The sequence below is a fragment of the Pseudoalteromonas sp. NZS100_1 genome (assembly GCF_015864285.1).
Lineage (GTDB): Bacteria > Pseudomonadota > Gammaproteobacteria > Enterobacterales > Alteromonadaceae > Pseudoalteromonas > Pseudoalteromonas arctica.
The window spans coordinates 56,412-82,166 of the sequence record NZ_JADYXN010000019.1; the positions used below are offsets into that span (position 1 = coordinate 56,412).

Consider the following 25,755-nt stretch of genomic DNA (forward strand, 5'->3'; position numbering starts at 1 on the left):
TTAAAAGTAAGCCTCGTAAATTAGTTTTAATGCTAAAAGTATAACCATAGTATTAAATACAGGGCGAATAAATTTACTACCAAAACGTATTGCTGAATGTGCTCCAAACCATGCGCCTAGCATAATAAAAAAGCCCATTGTTATGCCAAGTAAAAAGTTCACATGGCCGAGTGCTACAAAGGTGATGAGCGATATAAAGTTAGAAACAAAGTTCATTGAACGCGCTAAACCACAATTGAGTAGCAAGTTCATTTTATAAAGCATGCCATTAGAAGCGGTCCAAAATGTCCCCGTACCTGGGCCTGCTAAACCATCAAAAAAGCCTAATGCTAAACCCTGTAGCCATTGTTTTATTTTCATCGCTTTGTTGAGTTTAGGCAGTTCATCGCCTTCTGTGGTGCTTAAATTACCAAATAAGCTATAGGCGGCAACTAAAATAATAATAATTGGGAGTAGTTTGTTTAAAAAGTCGATACTTAAATGATCAACAATAACAGTCCCTATCAATGCACCTATTGCAGTAGCAATTACGGAGGCAGCCCAAAACTTAGGACTAAATAAGTTCTTTTTATAATAGGTATAGCTTGCTGTTAAGGAGCCAAAACTTGCTGCTAGTTTATTGGTGCCTAATGTTAAATGTGGAGGTAAGCCTGCAGTTAATAAAGCGGGCACAGTTAACATACCACCGCCACCGGCGATAGCGTCTATAAAACCTGCGGCAAGTGCAACAGCACATAAAACAGCCCAGGTTGTTGGATCAAGTGCGAGTTCAAACATTAATAATCTATTTGTCTTTTAAAAGGTGGTAGGGTGTCGAGCATGGCTTTACCGTATCGCTTAGTAACTAAGCGTCTATCGAGAATAGTAATACAGCCTTCATCACTCTCTTTTCGCAGCAGTCTACCACAGCTTTGTACCAATTTCTTTGCGGCGTCTGGTACGGTAATCGTTAAAAACGGGTTACCGCCTTTGCTTTGTACAAATTCTGCTTGCGCTTCTTCTATCGGCGAAGTAGGTACAGCAAACGGAATTTTAGTAATTATTAAGTTCTCTAAATATTTACCAGGTAAATCAAGGCCTTCCGAAAGGCTTTGTGTTCCAAATAAAATACTGCCTTTGCCTTCGTCTACATTTTTGGTGTGTAATTTAAGCAACGCTTCTCGCGACATTTCACCTTGTACTAATAAGTTAAAACCTTTTGTTCTAAGAAACTTTGTTACGTGGTCCATTTGCCAATAAGAAGCGAATAGTACAAGGTTCGCTTTTTTATCATTTAGGTACTCTGGTAATGTTTTAGCTAGGTGATCACTAAAGTCTTTATCGGTTGGTTCTACTTTAGATACCGGAATACGTAAAGTGGCTTGTTTTGGGTAATCAAAAGGAGAAGGTACTTTAATAAATTTAACGCCTTCTTCTTTAGCAAGCCCTGTTTCGTAAGCAAAGTGATCGAACGAGCCCAGTGCACTTAATGTAGCAGAGCACAAAACAGCGCCCGCGCATTCGCGCCATAATTTATCTTTTAGGTAGTAACCGACCTCAATAGGGCAGTCGCTTAATAAGTGATCGTGATGGCTTTTATATTCAAGGCGTTTTATCCACCGTGCATGCGGAGCACCTTCACCTTTTTTAGCGTAACTAAACCAAAGTTTATTGAGTTGCTCTAATCGGTTTATGTATTGCCCACTTTCGCCTAGTATTGGGTCGGCAACGTAAGGTTTTATATCGCCGTCACTTACATCTTGGGTGAGTGTGTCGTGCATTTTGTTTAAGCAGCGCAGCGCATCTTGCGTGGCTTCGCTAATATCTTTAGCTTTACTGTGCAGTGACTCTGGAATTTCACCGTGTTCAAAGCGGTAAGTATCGTCTTTTGAGTACTCAAAATCGGCATTGTCGAGAATATCACGCACTACTTTTAAATCTTTATTAGCGTCATTAATGCTGTCGCAAAGTTTAAAGTTTTGCCCAATAGCTCTTTGCCCCACTAAAACCTTCGCCATTTTCCCGCTAAACTTGGTGAGCTTATCAAGCCATTCTATCGTGCCTTTAATTGTGGCAGCAGCTGATGAAAAGTCGCGTGTGATGTGCGCTAAATGATGCGCTTCATCAATAACATAAATAGTGTTGTCGGGCTCTGGTAAAATTTTACCACCGCCTAGGTCTAAATCAGCAAGTAATAAAGAGTGATTAATTACCAGCACATCCATTTGCATTAATTGATTACGAGCAAGCTGAAACGGGCACGTTTGGTGTGCTTTCATTTGGCGTTGGCAAGAATGCTTATCGCAGGCTATTAAGTTCCACACTCTGTCGGGTACTGTATCAGCCCAGCTGTCTCTATCGCCTTGCCATTTTTTATTTACATAGGCGTTATATAGCTCATTCAAACACTTGGTTTCCATTGCGCTCAATGGTGAAGTAAGCGTTGGCATAAAGTCCATTTGTGTTTGGCTATCGCCGTTTACAGCATTATGTAATTTGTGGGCACAAATATAACGATGGCGACCTTTTACTAAATCAAATTTAAAGTCGAGGCCTGAATGCTTTTTAAAAAATGGGAGTTCTTTTGCTATTAATTGTTCTTGCAGTGCAACCGTTGCGGTAGAAATAACTAGCTTCTTTTTTTGCGCTAAGGCAAGCGGTAATGCGCCTAAACAATAGGCAAGAGACTTACCTGTACCGGTGCCTGCTTCAATTACGCAAATGCGCTGCTTTTTATGGTATTCGCCAGCAAGCGTTTTTGCTATTTCGGCTACAAGGTAGTTTTGACTGCTACGAGGGCGATAATCGTTTAGGTTACTAGCCACATGCTGGTGTACTTGCCTAATTGTTTTTTTTAGTGAGTCAGAAAGCATGGGATGATTTACCTAAAGTATGTATATAATTACAGTGCTATGGATTTTAGAGTTATAAGAGTGTAACTACAAGAAGTGATGAGATTAATTTAGCAAATAAAGTATCTGAGTGTTTATTTAGGTTGAATGTATGGCTTTAAAGCATTTTGAATTAAGTAAAAACTTACATATATATGAATAAGGTTTAGTAATAATGTACTTAACAGCCGGTTTTATTGTTTCTTCTCATGCTTATGATACTGCTAACGGCATCTGCTACGAAGCGTGGTTTTGTAGTGATAAAGGGCCTATAAAAACTATATCAGTTAACGAAAATGCGCTGTTTTTTATCAAAAGTAAAGATGCTGAAATAGCGCATAAAATATTAGCAGCTGAGTCACTTATCTTTAATATTAAAAGTCTTGGGTTAAGAAACTTTCAGCAAGAAGATATGTCGGCCTGTTACTTCAAATCACTTAAACATTTTTATTCTGCTGCTAAAGCTTTAAAGCAACGTGGAGTTGTATTATTTGAAGAAGATATTAGACCAATAGAGCGCTACTTAATGGAACGTTTTATAAAAGGAGGAGCTTGGATAACGGGTAATGTTTTTTATCAAAATGGTTATACATTAGTAACAGAGGCAAAATTAAAAGCAAATGATGAGTATTCCCCAGCTCTTAATAAGCTGTCGTTAGACATTGAATGTAACGAAAGTGGCGTTTTGTTTTCTGTTGGACTTGTGGGCTGTAATTTAGACTGTGTTTTAATGATTGGCGAGCCAGATAGAGAAGCTGAAAACCTAGAGTTTGATATTATTTGGTGTGTAGATGAGGCTGAGCTGTTAAGGGGGGTAGAGCATTTTATTAAGCTTAGCGATCCTGATGTCATAATTGGGTGGAATGTAATTGAGTTCGATTTTTCGGTTATTCATGAAAGAGCTGAAGCATTAGGCATTAAGTTATTACTGGGTAGGGGAGATCAACCTTTATATGTTCGCAAAGGACACTTTACTCGAGTATCGATCCCTGGGCGATGTGTGGTTGATGGAATAGACACTTTAAAAAATGGTACATATAGCTTTGAGAGTTTTTCTTTAGCTAATGTTTCAAATCAAGTGTTGGGTGAGTCTAAATTAATCGATTCGGGTAATAGTCTGCAGGAAATTATTAGGCAATTTAACGAAGAGAAACTTTCTTTAGCAAAATATAATCGACAAGATTGTATTTTGGTAAATAAAATTTTTGATAAATTAAAGCTACTCGATTTTTCTATTGTAAGAACAAAGCTTACGGGGTTAGAGCTTGAAAAAAAGGGCGGCTCTGTCGCTGCTTTTATTAATATGTATTTACCACTACTGCATCGCAGCGGTTATGTTGCCCCTAATATGGGCGATCATGGACTTACATTTGAAAGCCCAGGCGGTTATGTAATGGAGTCTATTCCTGGGCTTTATAAAAATGTCATTGTTTTAGATTTTAAAAGCTTGTACCCCAGTATTATGCAAACTTTCTACATTGATCCTCTCGGACTAATAGAAGGTCTGCAAAATCCTGAACATAGTGTGCAGGGATTTAATGAAGCCGTATTCTCGCGAGACAAACACCATCTCCCTCTACTCGTTAAAAGCTTAGCGTCTCAAAGGCAGCTTGCCAAAGACAACCAAGACCAAATGCTCTCTCAAGCAATCAAAATAATAATGAATAGTTTATATGGCGTTCTAGGCTCAAAAGGATGTCGGTTTTACGATCCTAGGTTATCGAGCTCTATTACGTTAAGAGGGCACGAAATAATGCTACAAACTAAAAGGTGGATAGAGGAACTTGGTTATAGCGTTATTTATGGCGATACCGATTCTACATTTATTAAGTTGGATGATAATTTAACCCACGACGAGTGTAATGAAATTGGCGTGTTTTTAGCTAAAAAGATAACTACAGATTGGATTAACGAGATTAAACAAACGCACAACTTAACAAGTCATTTAGAAATAGAATTTGAATCTCTTTATAGCCCTTTCTTTTTGCCAACCATAAGGGGGAAGCTAGTTGGCTCTAAAAAGCGCTATGTCGGTAAATTAATTAAACCAAACGAATCAAAACTAGTATTTAAAGGATTAGAAACAGTAAGAAGTGATTGGACAAAACTTGCTCAACAATTTCAGTTCGATCTATTTACTAGTCTTTTTGATGGAAATTTAAACATAAATGACCTTGTAAAAGACTATACAACAAAGCTATACCAAGGTGAGTTTGATGATTTACTCATATTTAAAAAGAGATTAGGTCAAAACTTAATCGATTATAAAAAGAATATCCCTCCTCATATTCAGGCAGTTAAGAAACACCAGAAAAAAAATAGCGAATTTACGGTCAATAGGGGTGAATTTGTTACATTTGTTTACACAACTGCTGGAGTTGAACTATATCAAGGCTTTCATAGCTATGACTATGCAACTTATGTAGAAAAACAGATTGTACCGTTAATTGAAATGGTTGATCTTGTTTCGCACTCAAGTGTTTATTTTGGGTTAAATTTACAAGAGGAACTTTTTTAATAACACCATAAATAGCAACATATCTGTGTTTTCATACTGTCCACATCTTATTTATTCTAGTTTATTGCGATTTTGATTATTATATTCGCAAATATTTCTTTTTCTGCAAAGGTTTGTTAACTTTTTGTTGGCTTTTTGGTGGTTTTTGTTTATTATTTGCTTTAGTTACTGTTAATCTTATGTAACTAAAATAAATAATGATTACTACTATAAAGTAGTGACACCAGGGAGAATCAAATGTTAAACAATCAAGTAGCTAAAGCAGTGCGTGTCGCACTTGCATTTGGTGCAGCTTCAACAGCTGCATTTTCAGGTAATACAATGGCAGCCGAAGGCGCCGATAAAGTAGAAAGAATTGAAGTAACTGGTTCACGTATCAAAAGAACTGATATGGAAGGTGCGAATCCAGTACAAATATTAACACGCGATGACCTAATTGCTTCAGGTATTGGTAACGTAGGTGACATTCTTCAAGAAATTCCTTCAGTTGCTGGTGCGGGTACTAATGCTTCTGTTAATAATGGTGGCTCAGGCGCGGTGCGTGTATCTTTACGCGGTTTGGGTTCTTCAAGAACGCTAGTATTATTAAACGGCCGTAGAATGGTTGCGTCGGGTAGTGGTGCAAACTCTTCTGTAGATTTAAGTACAATCCCTACAGCAATTATCAAGCGAGTTGAAATTCTAAAAGATGGTGCTTCTGCAATTTACGGTTCAGATGCTATTGGCGGTGTAGTTAACGTTATTACACGTGATGATTTTGAAGGTTTTGAAGCTACAGCAAGTTACGATGCTTCGACACATGGCGGTGATGGCGAAACTAAAAGCTACGATTTTACTGTAGGTTTAACAAGCGATAAAGGCAGCGTGGTAGCTAGTGCATATTACGTTCAGCAGGGTTCTCAGTCTTCTGGTGATAGAGACTGGTCTAAATTTTCTTTAGACATGGATCATACAGGTGAGCTTTCTAAAGGTGGTTCTTCAGCTCCACCATGGGGTCGTTACAACGGTATTGATGGTTCAGTAGCTGGTGAAGATTGTTCTTCTTTTACTCACGGTGCAGCTAATGGTCCTGGTCAATCAGATCCAAGCGATTTTTCTAATCCAACTGGTTATGATTGTTGGGATTGGGATAAAGATACTTACAACTTTGCGCCTGTAAACTTTCACTTAACTCCGGCTGAGCGATATGGCGTATTTGTTCAGAGTAACTATGAGTTTTCTGATCATGTTCGTTTCTTTTCAGAAGTTAGTTTAAACCGCCGTATTTCAGATACTAAGCTTGCTCCATTACCTCTAGCACCACTTGCGTTCTTTGGTGTGACAAATGCAAATTATTCTGCAGATAACTACTATAACCAACAATTTGGTCCTAAAGACAGAAATGGTGACTCAGTTGAGATTTCTGATTGGCGCCGTCGTATGGTTGAAACTGGCGGTCGAGATACTCAATTTCGCGTAGATACAGTTCGCGCAGTAGTTGGTTTTGAAGGCGATATCAATGACGATTGGGGTTATGAAGTTTCATACATCTTTGGTTCAAGTGATTCTACAACTAAACGAGCTGGTGGCGTAAACTTTGAAAAAGTTTCACAAGCCGTAGGTCCTTCATTCCAAGACGTTGACGGTAGCATTGTATGTGGAACTGTAGATGATCCTATCGCTGGTTGTACATCATTAAATGTATTTGGTATCCCAGGAACTGATACTCAAGTTACTCAAGAAATGTTAGATTTTATTTCGTTTGAAGCTCACGATTTTGGTTCAAACGAACAGCAAATTATTAGTGGTAGTGTGTTTGGTAGTGCATTTGAATTACCAGCAGGTAGTTTAGGTATGGCATTTGGTCTAGAACATCGTGAAGAGAAAGGTGGTGATTTCCCTGATGCACTAATAGCATTAGGAATTACATCTGGATCTAGCCGTCAAGAAACATCAGGCAGCTACACTGTAGATGAGGCTTATGCTGAGTTTAATGTACCGCTATTATATGACGCACCTTTTGCAAAAGTGTTAGAGCTAGATTTAGCAATTCGTTATTCTGATTATGATACTTTTGGCGATACTACAAACCATAAAGTAGGAATTAAATGGTCTCCTATGGACGGCCTTATGTTCCGAGGAACATCATCTACTGCATTTAGAGCACCTTCAACTTCTGATTTATTCTCTGGCGCATCAGATAATAGCCCTGAAGTTTCGGACCCGTGTGCTACTAACCCTACATCATTCTGTATAGCTGACGGCGTACCAGCAGCTGGTTTTGAACCTATTGGTGACCAATTATCTTCTACTCTTGGTGGTAACCCAGAGTTGCAACCAGAAGAAGCTGATATATTTACAGTTGGTGTAGTTTATAGCCCTGAGTTTGTTGATGGTTTATCTTTCACAATCGATTACTGGGATATCGAGCTGGAAAATGCAATTAGCTCTGTAGGCGAGCAGTTAATTTTAAACAAGTGTGCTGAAAGCGGTACATACTGTGATCAAATAACTCGTTATACATCAGGTATTTTAGCTGGTAACTCAAGTGACATTGATAACAGAAACATAAATGTTGGTGGTGTAGAGTCATCTGGTTACGACTTTAATGTTGCTTATACAACTGATACGTCAATTGGTTCATTATCAGCAAGCTTAGATGCAACTTACTATGACGACTACACAATAACTCAAGCCGACGGTTCAACACTTCAAAATGCTGGCTACTACCGCCGAAATAGTGGTGATGGTAACTTCCCTGAGTGGAAAACTAACTTCAATGTATCGTTAGCTCAAGAGAATTGGTCTGCAACTTATGCATTGCGTTACATTGGTGAAGTTGAAGAAAACTTTACAAATATTGACCCTGATGATTTAGCTGATGTTAACTCTTCATTTAGAACTGAAGCCGTTAATATCGGTGGTACTCTTGATTCTTATGATGTTATTAGAACCGTTGACTCACAAGTAATACACAATGTTCGCTTTAGTTACTTCCTTGATAACTACACAGCTACTGTTGGTATTAATAACGTATTTGATGAAGATCCTCCGTATGCAGCAACAGGGTTTAACGATAATACAGACCCTCGTACTTACAATACAACTGGTCGTCATATATTCTTGACTCTTAACGCTAAGTTCTAGAGTTCAGAAAAACAATAATAAAGCGCTAATATTCATAATATTAGCGCTTTTACTTTAAGGGAATAAAATGAAAAAGCTAATCGTAATAATCATTTCAAGTTTACTATTTCTATCTGGTTGTAGTTCACTGAGTGAAGACTCTCTAAGCAGTAATGAAAATATGGTATGCGAAAAAATAGCGGTGACAGGTAGTAATATTAAAAAGCGTACATGCATGTCAAAAGAGTTGGCAGAAGAAAGACGCAAAAAAAACCAAGAGGCAATGAGAGAAATTAACAAAAGAGGAAATATTTACCAAGATAGGAACTAATTTTACTACTAAGTTTAATTGCAATACTTTAACTTATTTTTGAAATCTTGATGTGTTAGTACTAATAATAATGCGGACAGGTTATCTATATTAAGTAAACTATTTGCTATTAAACTTACCCCTCCTCCAGGCTACATTATTTCATTGGATTTCGACTATCTGCTAAACCTTGTTAACGTGGTAACTTTGTATTTAGTTGGTGTTTTCTCGTATTTCAATAACGTATTTTTTACAAAACTATTATATATGATTCATCTCTTGGTTTATTTAAGTGGTTGATTTTAATCGCAATAAGTTTTTAAGTGTTTGTCGTTATTTATAATTTATAGCTTATTTATTCTGAGTAACTATAAACTATAGTTGTTCTATTTCTAGCGATAATCATTGTAGAGGCTCCCGGCAAAAGTATCTGTAAATATGAATATAGAGGGTATTCCGCATTACACTTAATAGGGGGTAACTCTTCTTAAGTACATTCAATATTAACAGTTAAGGCCGTATCAGATACATGTAGCTTATCTGATGATTTTGGATGTTTTAACTTTGATTTACCGGTTAATGTGATACTCAGATGAATGTTATCAAATTAGTAAATAAAGAGATGGTTCAAATATCATTAGAACAAGTATTAAGAAGTAATATTGGCCAGTTAACAACCAAATGTTCAAGCACTACCTTCACAATTGAGTTCATAATTTCCTCTCATTAAACAAACACTCATCAGTCGATGCTCTTTTCGAGTATAAAAATGATAATGAATATTTTTACGACATATTAAAGAAAGTTTATTTATGATTTGCAGCTGGCTAGCTCAATAAATCAGGTTAAACACGATGTAGGCCAAATTACAAAATAATATAACCAAACTTATAATCTGACATGTGTACCCAATAGCTCTAAACTGAATTTCTCAAACAAATTAAATGCAGGCAGTAGTGGGTATTTACATAAAAGCCAAACAGGTAGCTTGGTTATAATCTGCTTATCCTAAAAAGATCAGGATAAAATTTAAGTGATTACTTCAAAAGGTTTTTCCACATATCTAAGTTAAAAAACATAAAATTTACAACTCAGATTGCAAAATAAGGAAGGAGTAAGTAATTATGTATGTTTACACATTAATTGGGTCCATTCCTATAATAAATTTTACAAGCATACTATAAGTCATATACTCGAAAAGATTAAAGTAATCGCATATATATCTTATTGTTAAGGTATAAAAGTGAGGTTATCTAATTGATAGTAAGGTTGTTTTTTATTTCACCTTAAATAAAAGAGACACTTTTTTAAACCTGCAGCTTTAGATAAGTCTACTAAATATGAATGTTTTTATATATTTTAGTGATGCTTTGTTACAAATCTTTACAAACATTCAAGTTGTTGTTATTTAAGTGTTTTATTTTAAGGTGATATAAGCTTTAAATATACACATAATACTTTTTCAATAAAATCAGCTGCTTACTGTTGATTTTAATGTAATGGTGAAAGATACATTTGTTATTTTTGCTGGTTTAAAGTTAATAATGTGTTGACCTCTTTGTTTCTCTAGTACTATCATCCGTCACACAATAAAGTCCTACTGTACCTTCATATAGGCATTTTTAGTCTTATTAAGTGGCTTTATTGCGCATTAATTTTAAAAATTAAGCATAAATAATAAAATAGTATTCTAGGGAGAATCAAATGTTAAACAATAAAATTTCAAAGGCAGTTCGCTTAGCGATTGCTTTTGGTACAGCATCAACAGCTGTTTTTTCGGCAAATTCAATTGCGGCAGAAGAAGGCGTTGAAAAAGTAGAACGTATAGAGGTTACAGGCTCGCGTATTAAGCGTTTTTCAGAGGTTTCACCTACTCCTGTAACTACAATCACCGGCGAAGAGCTATCTAATGCCGGCATCACAAACATATCAGATTTGTTACAAAAACTGCCTTCATCTGGCGTAGGCTCTGCACCTACAACAACTACTAACACTATTTTTGGTGCGGGTATAAATACTACAGATCTTCGTCAGCTTGGAGAAGGTCGTACTTTAGTACTTGTAAACGGTCGTCGATACGTAGGTGCTTCTGTAGATAATCCTGCGGTAGATTTAAACGGCATTCCGACTGAAATGATTGAACGTATGGATATTGTTCATGGCGGCGCGTCAGCAGTTTATGGTTCAGATGCAATTGCGGGTGTAGTTAATATTATTTTGAAAAAGTCTCAAGATACTATGGACTTCAACTACAAAAAATCTATTACAGAACAAAGTGGTGGTGAAGAAGAGTCTTTTTCATTCACATTTGGTGGTGAAAGCGACAAAATAAGTTTTATTACGAGCTTATCTTACTCAGAAACAGAACAGCTTGAAGCTCAAGACCGTGACTTTCTTCGTAACCCAGTTTCTGGAATGTTAAACCCTGATAATGTTTCTGACACAGATGGAATTCCACAGAATATTTTAGCTACAGGTGAGTTTGCCGGTTTGCAAACACTAGGCTATTACGATCGCGCAGGTGATGCATTCCTACCTGATGGCCATGTTGTATTTGGTGATAATGGTGAATTTAGTCCCGTTATAGTTGGTGGTGTAACAAGACCTGCACCGAATAATCAACTTAGATATTTTGGTGACGGCTTCTCTAATGGTTACAAATTTATTGAACATCAAGATCTTGCAACACCACTTAATCGTTTCAATGTTTTTACAAACATTGTAAATAATTATGCTGACGATCATTCAATGAATTTTGAAGTTTCTTTTTCAAAAGCAAGTGCTTATGCAGAAAGTAGCCCAATTTTCCTTGCTGAATCGATTCGTTCAGATAATGCATTTTTAGACCCAGCTGCTAAAGCACAGCTAGATGAAGCTAATAGAGATTCAGTTACAATTTATAAGCTAGCTTCGGGTTTCGGTAATCGTACCTATGAAGATGATCGTACAACACTTAATACAACTCTTTCTTTCCAAGGGTTACTACTAGAAGAGTTCGATTACGAAGTATATTTTAGTTACGGTCGCAATAAAAACGACACTACATGGAACGGTGAATTCCTTACTGAGAACTTTAACAAGGCTATTGACGCGGTAGAAATTGACGGAGCAATTCGTTGTGCAGACCGTGATTCAGATGGTTCTTTAGTTGGTGCGTTAGATGGTTGTCAGGCATTGAGCCTGTTCGGTCTTAATGGTGCATCTCAAGAAGCTTTAGATTACGTTACTACCTCAGCATCAATTTCTAAAGTTAAACAGCAGCAAGTTATTGGTGGTGTTATTTCAGGTTATGCTTTTGATATGCCTGCCGGTGGTGTTTCTTTTGCTTTAAGTGCTGAGCATCGTAAAGAAACTGGTTCTAATGAACCTGGTGCAGCAATGCAGAATAATTTAGTGTTTGGTAACTTTGTAAAAGCATGGGATGGTGAATTTACAGTTGATGAAATTGGTGTTGAAATGTCAGTTCCATTATTAGTGGATGCACCATTTGTTGATTCATTAAGCCTTGAGTTAGCCGCTCGTTACATGGATTACTCTTCAGTGGGCGATAATGTAGCTTGGAAGGTAGGCTTTAACTATGCAATGAACGATGAACTTCGTTTCCGTGGTACAAAGTCTAAGTCGGTTCGTGCTCCATCATTATCTCAACTTTATTCTGCTGGTACTCAGTCATTCGCGTCTTATGGCGATCCATGTGACCAAACTAATATATCTACAGCGAGTGATAGCAAAAAAGCAAACTTAATTGCTAACTGTCAAGCTGCAGGCATTCCAAATCCAGGTACTACAGTTGGAGATTGGAGACCATCTGATGATTGGCGTAGTGTTACTCCGCCAAGTGTGAATTCAGGTAATGCAAACCTTCAAGAAGAAACGTCTGACGATACATTATTTGGTGTAATTTATACCCCAACTGAAAATATCACGTTAATTGCAGATTATTGGAGTTTTGACGTTGAAGATGCAATTAACTCTTTAGGTGCACAGCGTGTTATTGATGATTGTTACGAAGCGTCTAGTTTAGATAATAGTGCTTGTGACTTAGTTGACCGTGATCCTACGACTCTTGATATTTCTGAGGTTCGTAATGGACCATATAACTTAGCATCTTACTCTCTTAAGGGTGTTGATTTAGAAGGTACATACAAGTATGAAACGAGCTACGGTTCATTTAACTTCCGTTTACTAGCAAGTTACCTTGAGCATAGAGAGTTTAATACAGATGTTTCTAGCGAAGGCTATGAACCAACACCTACAGTTGGTGAAGTAAGATACCCTCGTTGGCAGGGTAACCTAACGGTAGGCTATACTTACGATGATTTATACGTAGGTATGATTGGTAAATACCGTCATTCAACAGTATTAGACAGAGAGTGGACTGCTGAAAATAACAACTATAATGATGTTCCTTCTTATACAGAATGGTCAATAAATGGTCGTTATACTGTTAGCGAAATGCTTGAAGTAAGATTAGGTGTTTCAAACTTATTTGATATTACACCTCCTAGAAACCCTGGCACATACGATGATGGTGAGTTTTTCGACGTATACGGCAGACGTTTCAACTTAGGACTAAACTTACGTTTCTAATATCTTTAGTAAATAAGTTTATAAACGAAAGTGTTTAATATTAAAGCCTACTGAAATTTCAGTAGGCTTTTTTATGTTTTACTTGCCCTAATATGTTTTTATACGAACCGGCTTATATATGGGGTTTATTTAACGATAAGTAAATTTCGCTATAACTAGGCAAAAATTTTTACATCTAGTTGATATTACGTTTCTTTAGACTGGAAATTGTTGGATTTACTTAGCGGTTCTTCAGAAGTTTAAAAACATAATGGATACCAACAAAAGATTATCTTTCATTACTTAAGCTGAAAATGTGGTGATTGGATATATTCTTGGGTAGTACAGGCCTCAACCTTGATCATATCTGATACGCCAATTACTTTTTTTGATAAAGAGGTTACGTACTTCAAAGCTACGTTAACAACGTCTTCGTATCCTTTAAAAGCCTATTCTAAATTTATTATATTCTAATCTGATGAATAGGGTGGTGCTTTAATATCTTTGAGTTTTAAAGCTATCAGCAGCATCACATTACATCACGCATAACAGCAGCTCTTTCATTTTTTCGTTTCAGTATTAAGCTTGCGTCACTCGCATAGCGTCTTTATCTATATAAGGAGTTATTAACACTCCTACCTCGCCGACTTTCTGAAATACAGACTAAGCATTTATACATATTTAATAGTAATTACTACAAAAAGTGACTCAGCTATTTTAGTTAGCCTGCCATCGGTGTGCGATTTTTGAAATCAATGAACATATAGCTTTATGGATTTTTTCTTTTTTAGAAAGGCCAAGTAGTACTTTTTCAGATAGTTGAATAGCTATAGTTGTCTCAATCATTTTTGTTAATTTTATGTAGGTAATTTATTTTTTGCATGCTTTTACACCTACATAATTCGCCACAATAAGGAAGTAAGTAACTTGTTTGAGGCGAGACTTAGATATGATTTCTTCAGTAAATAGCACTTATTCTAAATCAAGTTTTTGCAATAATGCAATAATGCAAAAAGAGCATTGTGTTTGTTTTTTGTTACTTTAAAGCTTTGTAAATAAAGAGTTTTATTTGGTTAGCCAAGTGTTGACCTTTTGCATAAGTTAGGACTACTATTCGAATCAAAATAGGTACTGTGATTAATTACAGACCGTTTTTGAAGGCAAAACAATTAAAATAGTATTCTAGGGAGAATCCAATGTTAAATAATCAAGTTTCAAAAGCTGTTCGCTTAGCGATTGCTTTTGGTGCAGCATCTACAGCTGTTTTTTCTATGAACACAATCGCTGCAAACGAAGGTGTTGAAAAAGTAGAGCGTATTCAAGTAACGGGTTCACGCATAAAGCGCACTGATATTGAAACAACCGTGCCAATCACATCAATTGGCCGAAGTGATATTATTCAAATGGGCGCATTGAATGTAGCTGATGTTTTGAATCAATCCCCGGTCACTATTGCTGGTTCAAACCAATCAAATAGTGCATTTGGTACTACAGGCGTTGGTCTTAACACTACATCTTTACGTAACTTAGGTTCTTCAAGAACATTAGTATTAGTGAATGGTCGTCGCTTTGTATCAGGCGTTTCTCCATCAAGTGGTTATGCGGTTGACTTAAATGCAATACCAGCATCAATGATTGAACGTATTGATATTCTTAAAAGTGCTTCTTCAGCGATTTATGGTTCAGATGCTGTTGCTGGTGTTGTGAACATTATTACGCGAAGCGATTTTGAAGGTGTTGAAGTTAACGCTCAAACAGGTGTTTCAGATGAGTCTGATCGCGAAAAATATTCTTTAAACCTTACTGCTGGTAATAGTTGGGATTCAGGTAGTGTAACAATTGCTGCTGGATATGATGATGATAAAGGTCTGAAGTCATCCGATCGAGACTTCTCAAGATATGATGAAGCTATATTTTTGAATGATGAGGGTGGTGAATATGTTGGTATTCAGAATTCTTCATATCCGCCTCAAGGCCGTGTTGGCGCATACAATGCAGATGGGACACCTTATGTAGGTGATGAGAATTCATTCAATCGTGCTTCTTACCGACAGTTAGTTACTCCGCTTGAGCGTAAATACGCAGCAGTTAATTTTAAACAAGATATTTCAGATAGTGTTCACTCTTTCACGGAAGTAAACTGGAATTCATCTAAAACATACAACTCGACTATTGAACCAACTCCTTTTACTACGGATGATGTATATCTACCTTCACGTGGTGGCGTTGGTGGGATTAAACTGGGAAGCCCTTTAGTTCCAGACCTTTTACGCCAAAATTTAATGTCTGATAATCCTGATTTAACAATGGATAATAATATTCCAACGTTAGTTCGCCGTATGGTTGAGTTTGGTGCTCGTTCAACAGATTTAGAGCGTGATACTATCCGTATTGCGACAGGTATAGATTGGGAAATTAATGACAACTGGCTTTTAAACTCTTATATTTCATGGGGTAAAACTGACCAGCGCCAAGAAAATGGTGGTCAAATAAATGTTGAACGTGCTGCAAATGCATTAGATGTATACACTAACGCAGAAGGTAACGTCCAATGTTCTAATGATTTAGCAGTACTTCAAGGATGTGTGCCTTTAGATTTGTTCGGTGCAGGAACTTTGTCTGATGAAGCTGTTGCATATGTAAGATCACCTGCAAAATCTCAAGGTCAAGTTGAGCAATTTATATTTTCAACAACCCTTTCAGGTGAATTACCAATTGAGCTAGAAGGTGGTATGGTTGGTCTAGCAGTTGGTGCAGAACATCGTCTTGAAAAAGGTTCATACTCTCCAGGTGATTTAGCGCAAACTGGTGCTTCAAGTACAAATAAATCTGAGCCTACGAATGGTAGCTTCTACACTAACGATGTTTTTGTTGAAACTGTATTACCAGTTCTCGAAAATGTTGAACTAGATTTAGCCGCTCGCTATTCAGATCATGAAATTGTTGGTGGACAAACAACATGGAATGCAGGTGTACAATACTCTCCTACAGATACAGTAAAATTAAGAGCATCAGCAGCGCGAGCTATTAGAACTCCAAATATTGCTGATTTATTCGGTGGTAGAGGTGAAACATTTTCAGGTGTTGCAGATCCATGTGATGCAATTACTGCATCATCTACCGGAAATGTAGCGGCTAACTGTCTTTCTATCGCTGAAGTGGCTAATCGAGTTGCTACTGAAGGCGCATTCAATTTAACAACTATTGAACGTCAAAGCACTGGCGGTTATGTTGGTGGTAATGAAGATGTAAAAGAAGAAACATCTGATTCATTTAGTGTTGGCGCTATTTGGCAAGTGACTGATGAATTTTCATTAACGCTTGACTACTACGATATTGCTGTAGATAACGCTATTGCTACCACTGCTAGAACAACGGTATTAAACCGGTGCTACGGTGTTAATCCATCAGACTTTGATGCGACATGTGGTGGGGCAATACGTGATACAAGAGGTGCTTTGACAGAAGTTAGCTCTGGTACTAGCAATGAAAATGATTTAAGCACAAAAGGCTTGGATATTGAATTAAGCTATAAACAAGAATTTGCTTACGGGCAATTATCAGCTGACTTGATTTGGAATCATTTGTATGAGTATGCTGAAACATCAATTGAATCTGGTGAAGAGATAGATTACAGAGGTGAAGTATTAACTCCTACTAATCGTGCAAATTTAAATTTAGGCTATGCAGTTGATGACTTTGCAGTATCATGGCGCATGAAGTACTGGGCAAGTTCAAATGATAGTAATATTGAAGGAAACCAAAATTTCTCAACTGGTGCTCCTTTAGAAAAGTTTAATCGCTTCCCGACTGTTATTTATCATGATCTATCAGGTACTTATAACATCACGTCTGGAACAGACGTTACTTTGTCAGTTCGAAATGTTTTTGATAAGCAACCTCCTGTAGCAAACCAAAGTTCTGTAAGTGGAGCATCAGGTATAAACACTGTTGGTGAAGCTTATGATGTTACTGGTCGTTATTTCCAGTTAAGCTTTACTACTAAGTTCTAATTATTATTTATATAAAATGATAAAAGCCGCGATTTTAATCGCGGTTTTTTTATAAATAAATTTTATATACATTAATAAATTATGTGTCGTAGTTATTTTTGAAAAATACCCTTATACTAAAAAAGAATATTTAAATAAATCTAATCACACAATTTAGCGAGATATAAATGAAAGAAGTCCGATCTTTTATTAAAACAGCATCATTAACGGATCTTGAAAAAGCCCAACAGCTTATCAATGATGCAATTTCAAAATATACCCAGCAGCAAAAAGCGAAACAGGAAGTTTTGGATCTTTTAAAAGAAAAAGGACTTACGCTAGAAGATTTACAAGATGGAGCATCTGACAAACGTACTAAAGTTAAGCCTAAGTACCGCATGGAACTTAATGGTGAGACTATTGAATGGACAGGCCGTGGCCGTCGTCCTAAAGCGTTTGAAGGTGTTGAGCTTGAGAAGTTTTTAGCTTAAAGCTAAATATAAGAGAAGCTTCGGCTTCTCTTTTTTGTTTCCCCCTCAATAAAATATAATTAAAGTTTAAAACTCCCAGCTATTATTTGCTAAAATCTCTTCACTCAAACCTATTTGTTTTCCCATGAGCTATAAACTAAGACCTTACCAGCAAGAAGCCGTAGAACGAACCGTTTTACACTTTAGAAAGAGTAATGATCCTGCCGTTATTGTGCTACCAACCGGCGCAGGTAAGAGTTTGGTTATTGCTGAACTTGCCCGTATTGCTAAGCAAAAAATATTAGTACTTGCTCATGTAAAAGAGTTGGTAGAGCAAAATTCGCAAAAATATAAAAGTTTTGGTTTAGAGGCGAGTATATTTTCAGCAGGTTTAAAAGAAAAGTCATTAAACCATCAAGTAACCTTTGCCAGTGTGCAATCACTTTCTCGTAATTTAAATAAATTAAATGAGCATTATTCGTTACTTATTATTGATGAATGCCACAGAGTAAATGGGGATAAAAAAAGCCAGTACGGAAAAGTAATAAGTAGTTTAAAAGAATATAACCCTCAGTTAAAAGTATTGGGTTTAACAGCAACACCTTATCGGCTAGGAACGGGGTGGATATACCATCATCATTATCATGGCTTTGTTAAAGGGACTAAAGAAAGCCCGTTTAAAAGTTGTATTTTTGAATTGCCGCTCAGGTATATGATCAAACATAATTATTTAACGCCGCCTAACGAAGTTGATGCAGCAATTAGCCATTATGATTTTTCGTCCTTAGATAGCAATGCATTTGGGCAATATACAACTGATGACATGAATGCGCTTTTAAAAAACAGTGAGCGCGCAACGAAAGCTATATTACAGCAAGTAATTCAATACAGTGAGCAGCGTGAAGGTGTTATGGTTTTTGCCGCCACGGTATTGCATGCTCAGGAAATATTAAGCTATTTGCCAGCTCATCAAAGCGCGCTAATAACAGGTGATACGCCAAACACTGAGCGCGATAAAATCATTAAGCAATTTAAAGCTAAGCAATTAAAGTATTTAGTTAATATTTCGGTATTAACTACAGGTTTTGATGCGCCGCACGTTGATTTTATTGCTATTTTACGCCCTACAGAATCGGTTAGTTTATATCAGCAAATTGTGGGGCGAGGCTTGAGGTTATCTGAATCAAAAACGGATTGCTTAGTAATAGATTATGCCGGCAATGGTTTTAATTTATTTCACCCAGAAGTAGGCGATAAAAAAGGCGATAGTGATAATGAGCCTGTGCAGGTACTTTGTCCTGGCTGTGGGTTTGCTAATATATTTTGGGGTAAAACTGATTCTGCTGGAAAAGTAATAGAGCACTTTGGCAGGCGATGTAAAGGGTTGTTAGAAGACGATAGTGGCCATAAAGAGCAGTGCGATTATCGTTTTAGATTTAAAGAATGCGAGCAGTGCGGCGCTCAAAATGATATTGCTGCACGACAATGCCATGATTGCGGCGCGGTAATGGCTGACCCTGATGATAAGCTACGTAATGCATTAAACTTAAAAGACGCACTTGTGCTTCGATGTAGTGGGTTATCGGTAACTCAAATTAAAGACGATTTAATTAAAATAACGTATTTTGATGAAGATGGCGCAAGTTGCGATGAGGTATATAACCTCGCAAATAAAGGCGGGCAATTTATATTTAATAAGCAATTTGGTCTACGAGTAGGACTTGGGCAAACACCTATTAATTTTAAGACTGCAGAGCAAGTAGTAAACGCACAATTTGAATTAGTACCACCGGATTTTGTTATTGCACGAAAAAGCAAAAAGTATGGTTGGAAAGTGGCTGATAAACTATTTGACTATAAAGGGGGTTTTAGAAAGGCAAATCAGTTAAGCCGCTAAGCTTAACTGATAGAGTACATTGAACTAATACAATTAAAAGGCAACTAAGCTTCTTCACCGTCCATTAATCCCCAGCCATCACCGTATCCATTAAAGCTATTAGCAATACTTTCAATGTATTGCTCTGCTTGTCCTAGAAGGGTGTGCTCTGGCACCATTTGTACTTGAGTGATTACTTCCCAAACGCCAGTGTCTTTGCATTTTTCGAGCTCAGCATTTTGAACTAATGCATCAGAGACTATTTCTTTAGCAAATTTTTCAGCATCGGCTTCTTGTTCAAATAAAATAAAAAAATCGACTTGGTGCATTTTATTTAAATCAATGCCAGCAGCGGCTATTTCGGCTAAAAGTTGGCCGTTATCATCATCAGGGAATTGCATTAAAAACTCATTTAAAATTAATTTTTTATTCGTAGGCACTATTGTAACTAAAATATTGTCTTAACGCGTACTAATTTTAATTATGCTGATATTTATTCAAAGTTAAATTTACGCGTTAGATTGTTATTAAGTTAATGTGTTGCTCATTATGGCTATGCTAATATGCGGGTAATTAACTAGTTTTTTGTAAGATATTAAAAGTAAGGATATTTACTTGTTTATTAAGTTTTTACGTTGCATGTGTGTTGTGAGCGCTTTAATTGCGACAAATAGCTATGCGGCAGAAAAAGTCATAGAAGATTACGAAATTGAAGGGTTAAGTGGCGATTTAGAAAATAACGTAGCTCTTTACCTCAAGCAGTTAATTGGCGAGAAGCCAACCCGTACACTTCGCCGTTATGCTCAAAAACAAGTACAAAATAGCATCAAAGCACTTGGCTATTATAGCCCGACCGTCGAGGTTATTTATGATAAAGACGACAGCGAACTAATTGTTAAAGTTGAACGGGGGCCTGCAACTCGCATAGAAGCAATTAATATTACGCTAAACGGTGATGGTCAAAGCGATACCCAATTACAGGCATTGATTAAAAGCAATCACTTAAAGCAAGGTGATGTTTTAAATCATGGTAAATATGACTCTGCTCATAAAAAAATAGAATCTATGTTGCTGGAGCTTGGTTATTTTGATGCTAAGTGGCCAGCGCGCAAATTAGAAGTGTCGCTTAAAAAAAATAGTGCTGTTATTACTTTCATAATTGATACCGGAGTTAGGTATGAGTTTGGCGATATACAAATTGCCAGTAGTACACCCGCTGAAAAATACATACGCTCTATAGCGCCTTTCTCGCAGGGCCAACCTTATAAATCAACACATATTGCTGACTATAACTTGGATTTATCAAGTACCCCTTATTTTGCCAGTATACGTGTTTATGCTGACATTGCAGCGCGCAAAAACAGCCAAGTACCGATTAAAGTTGAAGTATTACCCAAGCCAGCTAACAGCTATGAAATTGGCGGTGGTTTTAGTACTGACTTAGGGCCCAAGGTGCGTTTTAAATGGAGTAAACCGTGGATCACAGAAGACGGCCATTACCTCGAAACTAATTTAAATGTGGCACAAAAGCAGCAAGATATTTCCATGGCTTATACAATTCCGGTTGATGATCCTAATGATGATTTATGGCGATTCTCTGTCGGTTATAAATTAGAAGATGAGCTCACAAACGACACTTATAGTGAAATATTAACGGGGCAAGTTCAGCGCCAATGGTTGACCGAAAATAAGTGGGTGCGTACTGCATTTTTACGCCGCGACCAAGAAACCTACCGTATTGGTGATGAAGACGAAGAAAGTACCGAAATGTTAATGCCTGGCATTAGCTACGCGCGCAAAAAATCAAAAGGCGGCACGACTCCTTATTGGGGAGAGCAGTGGCTTATATCTGCTGAGTTTGGCTTAGATGATGTGCTTTCGAGTACTAATCTGATTAGGGTGCAAATGCAACATGCATGGCTACGCACTTATTTTGACCGCCACTTGGTGTTTTTAAAAGCGAATGTAGGAGCAATGCTTGTTGATGATATTAACAACGTGCCATTTTCACTTCGGTTTTACGCAGGTGGCGATCAAAGCGTTCGTGGTTTTGCGTACCAATCAATTTCGCCTGAGAACGATGACGGCGAGCTAATAGGTGGTAAGTATTTACTATCGGGCACGATGGAATATAACTACCAGTTTGCTAAAAATTGGCGAGCAGCTTTATTTGTTGATGGTGGTACTGCGACTAATGATTTTTCTGATGATTTTGAAGTAGGTGCTGGTTTTGGTTTTCGCTATTTAACTCCCGTTGGCCCCGTGCGTATAGACCACGCTTGGGGATTAACAAAAGAAAGTAAAAGCACACGTTTAAGTATTACCATAGGGCCAGAAATTTAATGTCAGTATTAAAAAAGATAACAGCCGCCGTAAGTGCTATTTTTGTCACGTTAGTTGTTGCACTATTTTGTTTGTTATTTACCGCACCTGGTAATCAATTTATTGCTTATAGTGCAAACAAAGCGGTAGATGGACTACATATTGAAATTAAAGATGGCCGTTTTATTTATAATGATGCCTTTAATGTACGCTTTACTAACAATGGGCTGGATTTTAATGCACAACAGTTGAAAATTGATTTGTTTTGGTGGCAGTGCGATGGAATTTGTATAGATAACTTAAGTGCTAAATCTATAAATTTAACATTACCAAAAACTGCAGAGTCACAAGAAGAAGCCGCTGCAGAGCCGCTCGAAAAAATCAGCTTACCTTTTAATATTGCTGTAAAAAACATTGCGATCAATAAATTTACTCTAGAGCATCCAAGTGCAAACGTAAGCGTTAATAATTTTAAACTCTCAGCAAAAGCAGAGGGTTCAAAGCTGACGGTTAAAAGCCTGAATATTCCCACCATACTTCTTGCCTTAAAAGAGCAAGAACAAGATGCGAAAACACAAACGGCGCAAAATACTCAAGCGCCTTTAACGCACCTACTCGCATTGCCTAATATAGAATTTACTTCGCCACTTGATTTAGTTGTTGAAGACTTTGAAATAGCTAAAATTACGATTGAGCAAAACGAAGCCCAACATGTTATTGAAAACATCTCGCTGCAATTAAGTGTGGAAGATGCGGTTATTAATTTAGAGTCATTCTCAGCAAAGTATGAACAGTGGCAGCTTAATACGCATCTTAATGCTGAGCTTGCAGGGAATTTGCCCGTGAAAGGGGATGTTGTTTTACAAAGTGACGAGCACCAAGCCAATTTGCAGTTGAATGGCGACTTATCAAATCTAAACTTAAATTTAGAAACACAGGGGCAATATCCGCTTAGTTTAACGGCAACGGCAAATTTAAAGCAAAAAAACTATCCATTTGAGTTAAATGGAAAAATTAAGCTGTGGCTTATTGATGCACAAAGTAATGAACTTAAAGTACGAAATGTTAGCCTTAACGCACAAGGTAATGCTGACGACTATCAGCTTAGCCTACAGGCGAATAGCCAACTAGGCGCGTACCCAGCTGTTGACTTAAATACCCAATTAAAAGGCAGTCTCACCAAAGCAACTTTACAAGCGCTAAGCATTAAAGCGAACGAAAGCAGTGCAACTATAGAAGCCAATGTTGATTGGCAAAAAGGCATACAGGCTAACTTTAATGGCACGCTTGCTAACTTAAAAGCGCAGTACTTAACTGATGCCGCTACCAGTGATATTTCAGGACAGTTTAAAGGCTCGTTTAATGTAGCTGACGACAAGTGGCAGCTACAAATGAATAATACAAAGTTAAGCGGATTACTTAACGACGTGCCACTAGAATTTGCCTCAAACTTTAAGCTAGACAACACGTTAAAAGCTAATATTGATAGCTTTTATTTAAGTAGCGGCACCAATAAATTAGCACTAAGCGGGCAAGTTGATGATACTTGGCGGGTTGATGGCAAAGTAACGCTAAGAAGTGATGAAAAAGCTAATATTCCATTTACTGCTGACGGCAACGCAAATTTAAAAGTAAGGGGGGAAAGGTTAACGCCCTCTGTTGATTTAGCACTAATACTCGATCGCTTTATTTTTGATGAAATAAACATTAATAAACTATCAGTAAAAGGGCAGTTAGATACCGCAGCCGATTGGCAAACCGATGTTTCGGTAAGTGTTGGTTCGGTGCTTGTAGCCGAACAGCAAATTAATAGCGTTAAAATTGATATTAGCGGCGACAAAACAGATCACCAACTTACGGCATCTATAAATGCCGAGCAAGGCAGTGTAGAGCTTGAAGTTAATGGCAAAATTAATAATACCACTTGGAATGGCGAGCTTAGTAATGTAACGCTCAGCGATAAAAAGCTTAGTTTTAGTAATACTAAAAATATTGCCATTATGGTTAATACGCAAAGTGGCGACTTTGATGTGAGTGCACATTGTTGGGCATCTGAGCAAAGTAAATTATGCATAGACACCTTAGCGCAGTCAAAAAATCTCGGTCAGTTAAATGCTAAACTAAGCAACTTAGCACTTGAAGAACTTAAGCACTTTTTGCCTGACAATATTCGTACTCGCGGTAATATAGCTGGCGATGTGGCACTTAACTGGCAAAGCGGTGCGCTTAAAACATTACGTGCAAATATCGATTCTACTGATTTAACAGCGGTACTTACCTCTGAAGAAGATCGTTTTAAATTACCTATTGAAACATTAAGCATTAGTGCGTTTTCGGATTCTCAAATTGGCAAGCTTGAAGCTAATTTAGAATCAAGTGTGCTTGGGAAAATAAACACACAAATTAATATCGATGATATACAAAATACGCAAGCGCTTAATGGCACCATTAATATCGATAAAATACTCCTTTCAGACTTACAACCTTTTCTTGAAACCCTTGAGCAGTTAAAAGGTGATATTAGCGGGAAAGTGGCGTTAGCTGGTACGTTAAAAGATCCTTTATTAAATGGCGAACTTAATGTGAGCGATATTAGTTTAGAGGGCGAGCAACTACCTATAGCGCTGCAAAAATCAAACATAAACGTATTGTTTGATAAAACAACAGCCACAATAAAAGGCAACTTAAACGACAATCAAGGCGGTAAAATAAATCTCACCGGTGACGTTGATTGGCAAGGTGCGCAACCTGCTGTAAATGTTGCGGTAGTTGGCGAGCAGTTTTATGTACGTGCGCAGCAAGGGGTCACTTTTAAAGTATCGCCGGATTTAAAAATAGGCTTGGCTAATAATGCACTCAAGCTTGCTGGTGAGGTAGTTGTGCCTTACGGTCGTATAATGATTGAAGAGCTTCCTGAGGGCGCGGTGCAAGTTAGCGATGATGAAATTATTGTTGATCAAAAAACTGAGGCCACCGAGACAGTCCCGTTTGATTACGACATAGATTTAAAAGTGATTGTTAAAAACGATGTAAAAGTAGAGTCGTTTGGCTTGGAATCAAAAGTTGCGGGTGATTTAGCGATAAAAATGAGTCAAGGTGCGCCAATTATAGCCACAGGTGAGCTTAACTTAATTGAAGGTACTTACTTAGCCTTTGGGCAAGATTTAATAATCAGCACCGGGCAAGTAGGTTTTAGCGGTTCAATTGAACAACCATTTTTAAATATTAAAGCAATACGTAACCCAGATACGACTGCAAATGGTGTGATTGCAGGGGTTACGCTCACAGGTAATGTTGAACAACCAACGCTCAAGATATTTTCTGAGCCTGCGATGGATCAAGCACAAGCACTTGCATATTTACTTAATGGCCAACCTTTAGGCGATGGAGAAAGTTCGTCAAGCGATGCTATGCTTACACAGTTATTACTTTCTCAAGGGGTTAGCCGCAGCGAAGGGGTTGTTTCTAAGGTAGGTGAAACCTTTGGGTTGTCAGATGTAAGTTTAAGCTCATCAGGTAGTGGTGATAGTACCAAAGTAGAAATATCAGGATACGTAGCACCCAGTTTGCAAGTTAAATATAGCGTGGGTGTATTTGATTCGCTCAGTGAAGTGGCTGTGCGATATCAGTTACTTTCACAGTTATACATAGAGATAACAAGCGGCCTATATCAAAATGTTGATGTGCTATATAAGTTTGATTGGGAATAACCAAAACTATAAT

The 25,755-nt window shown here is 37.4% G+C and carries 12 protein-coding genes; 9 read left to right on the forward strand and 3 right to left on the reverse strand.

What is annotated here, in order from left to right; translation table 11 throughout:
• Positions 1-777 carry a TSUP family transporter gene (locus I6F66_RS13400; protein ID WP_010553699.1) on the reverse strand — a complete coding sequence of 259 codons (777 nt, stop codon included), beginning with the start codon at positions 775-777 and terminating at the stop codon, positions 1-3.
• Positions 777-2,852: an ATP-dependent DNA helicase DinG gene (dinG, locus tag I6F66_RS13405; protein ID WP_165725432.1), complete on the reverse strand. Its 2,076-nt coding sequence runs from the start codon at positions 2,850-2,852 to the stop codon at positions 777-779. The genes I6F66_RS13400 and dinG overlap by 1 nt, the downstream gene beginning before the upstream one ends.
• Before the next feature lie 193 nt (positions 2,853-3,045).
• Here dinG and I6F66_RS13410 point away from each other — a divergent pair, with 193 nt between their 5' ends.
• The 7 genes from I6F66_RS13410 to I6F66_RS13440 all read left to right on the forward strand — a co-directional run bounded on the left by I6F66_RS13410 (position 3,046) and on the right by I6F66_RS13440 (position 19,731).
• Positions 3,046-5,388 carry a DNA polymerase II gene (locus tag I6F66_RS13410; protein ID WP_197209359.1) on the forward strand — a complete coding sequence of 781 codons (2,343 nt, stop codon included), beginning with the start codon at positions 3,046-3,048 and terminating at the stop codon, positions 5,386-5,388.
• 237 nt (positions 5,389-5,625) lie between these two features.
• Complete coding sequence (locus I6F66_RS13415; protein ID WP_165728577.1) at positions 5,626-8,514, forward strand: TonB-dependent siderophore receptor; 2,889 nt, start codon at positions 5,626-5,628, stop codon at positions 8,512-8,514.
• Between the two features lie 67 nt (positions 8,515-8,581).
• Entirely contained in the window at positions 8,582-8,824 is a 243-nt protein-coding gene (locus I6F66_RS13420) for a hypothetical protein (RefSeq protein WP_024593662.1), read from the forward strand.
• A gap of 1,683 nt (positions 8,825-10,507) precedes the next feature.
• The gene (locus tag I6F66_RS13425) at positions 10,508-13,393 is read left to right on the forward strand and encodes a TonB-dependent siderophore receptor (protein WP_197176617.1); all 2,886 of its coding nucleotides are present in this window, start codon (positions 10,508-10,510) and stop codon (positions 13,391-13,393) included.
• A 1,175-nt stretch (positions 13,394-14,568) separates the two neighbouring features.
• On the forward strand, positions 14,569-17,385 hold the full coding sequence (locus I6F66_RS13430; protein WP_197209360.1) for a TonB-dependent receptor: 2,817 nt from the start codon (positions 14,569-14,571) through the stop codon (positions 17,383-17,385).
• A 167-nt stretch (positions 17,386-17,552) separates the two neighbouring features.
• Positions 17,553-17,855, forward strand: coding sequence for an H-NS family nucleoid-associated regulatory protein (locus I6F66_RS13435; protein ID WP_007586043.1), 303 nt, complete (start codon positions 17,553-17,555; stop codon positions 17,853-17,855).
• Between the two features lie 124 nt (positions 17,856-17,979).
• Positions 17,980-19,731, forward strand: a complete 1,752-nt coding sequence (locus I6F66_RS13440; RefSeq protein ID WP_197119524.1) for a DEAD/DEAH box helicase — start codon at positions 17,980-17,982, stop codon at positions 19,729-19,731.
• A gap of 44 nt (positions 19,732-19,775) precedes the next feature.
• Here I6F66_RS13440 and I6F66_RS13445 read toward each other — a convergent pair whose 3' ends face one another.
• Positions 19,776-20,111: a ribonuclease E inhibitor RraB gene (locus tag I6F66_RS13445; RefSeq protein ID WP_165725436.1), complete on the reverse strand. Its 336-nt coding sequence runs from the start codon at positions 20,109-20,111 to the stop codon at positions 19,776-19,778.
• Between the two features lie 214 nt (positions 20,112-20,325).
• Here I6F66_RS13445 and I6F66_RS13450 point away from each other — a divergent pair, with 214 nt between their 5' ends.
• A complete protein-coding gene (locus I6F66_RS13450; protein ID WP_197209361.1) occupies positions 20,326-22,053 on the forward strand; it encodes an autotransporter assembly complex family protein in 1,728 nt (575 codons plus the stop codon).
• Positions 22,053-25,742 carry a translocation/assembly module TamB domain-containing protein gene (locus I6F66_RS13455; protein ID WP_197209362.1) on the forward strand — a complete coding sequence of 1,230 codons (3,690 nt, stop codon included), beginning with the start codon at positions 22,053-22,055 and terminating at the stop codon, positions 25,740-25,742. The genes I6F66_RS13450 and I6F66_RS13455 overlap by 1 nt, the downstream gene beginning before the upstream one ends.
• Positions 25,743-25,755: the final 13 nt, after the last annotated feature.

Bases quoted from the DNA above. Each gene is read 5' to 3' on its own strand.
- I6F66_RS13455 (WP_197209362.1), top strand. From the start codon at position 22,053: ATGTCAGTATTAAAAAAGATAACAGCCGCCGTAAGTGCTATTTTTGTC.
- I6F66_RS13425 (WP_197176617.1), top strand. From the start codon at position 10,508: ATGTTAAACAATAAAATTTCAAAGGCAGTTCGCTTAGCGATTGCTTTT.
- I6F66_RS13435 (WP_007586043.1), top strand. From the start codon at position 17,553: ATGAAAGAAGTCCGATCTTTTATTAAAACAGCATCATTAACGGATCTT.
- I6F66_RS13440 (WP_197119524.1), top strand. From the start codon at position 17,980: ATGAGCTATAAACTAAGACCTTACCAGCAAGAAGCCGTAGAACGAACC.
- I6F66_RS13445 (WP_165725436.1), bottom strand. From the start codon at position 20,111: ATGCAATTCCCTGATGATGATAACGGCCAACTTTTAGCCGAAATAGCC.
- I6F66_RS13410 (WP_197209359.1), top strand. From the start codon at position 3,046: ATGTACTTAACAGCCGGTTTTATTGTTTCTTCTCATGCTTATGATACT.
- I6F66_RS13420 (WP_024593662.1), top strand. From the start codon at position 8,582: ATGAAAAAGCTAATCGTAATAATCATTTCAAGTTTACTATTTCTATCT.
- I6F66_RS13430 (WP_197209360.1), top strand. From the start codon at position 14,569: ATGTTAAATAATCAAGTTTCAAAAGCTGTTCGCTTAGCGATTGCTTTT.
- I6F66_RS13415 (WP_165728577.1), top strand. From the start codon at position 5,626: ATGTTAAACAATCAAGTAGCTAAAGCAGTGCGTGTCGCACTTGCATTT.
- I6F66_RS13400 (WP_010553699.1), bottom strand. From the start codon at position 777: ATGTTTGAACTCGCACTTGATCCAACAACCTGGGCTGTTTTATGTGCT.
- dinG (WP_165725432.1), bottom strand. From the start codon at position 2,852: ATGCTTTCTGACTCACTAAAAAAAACAATTAGGCAAGTACACCAGCAT.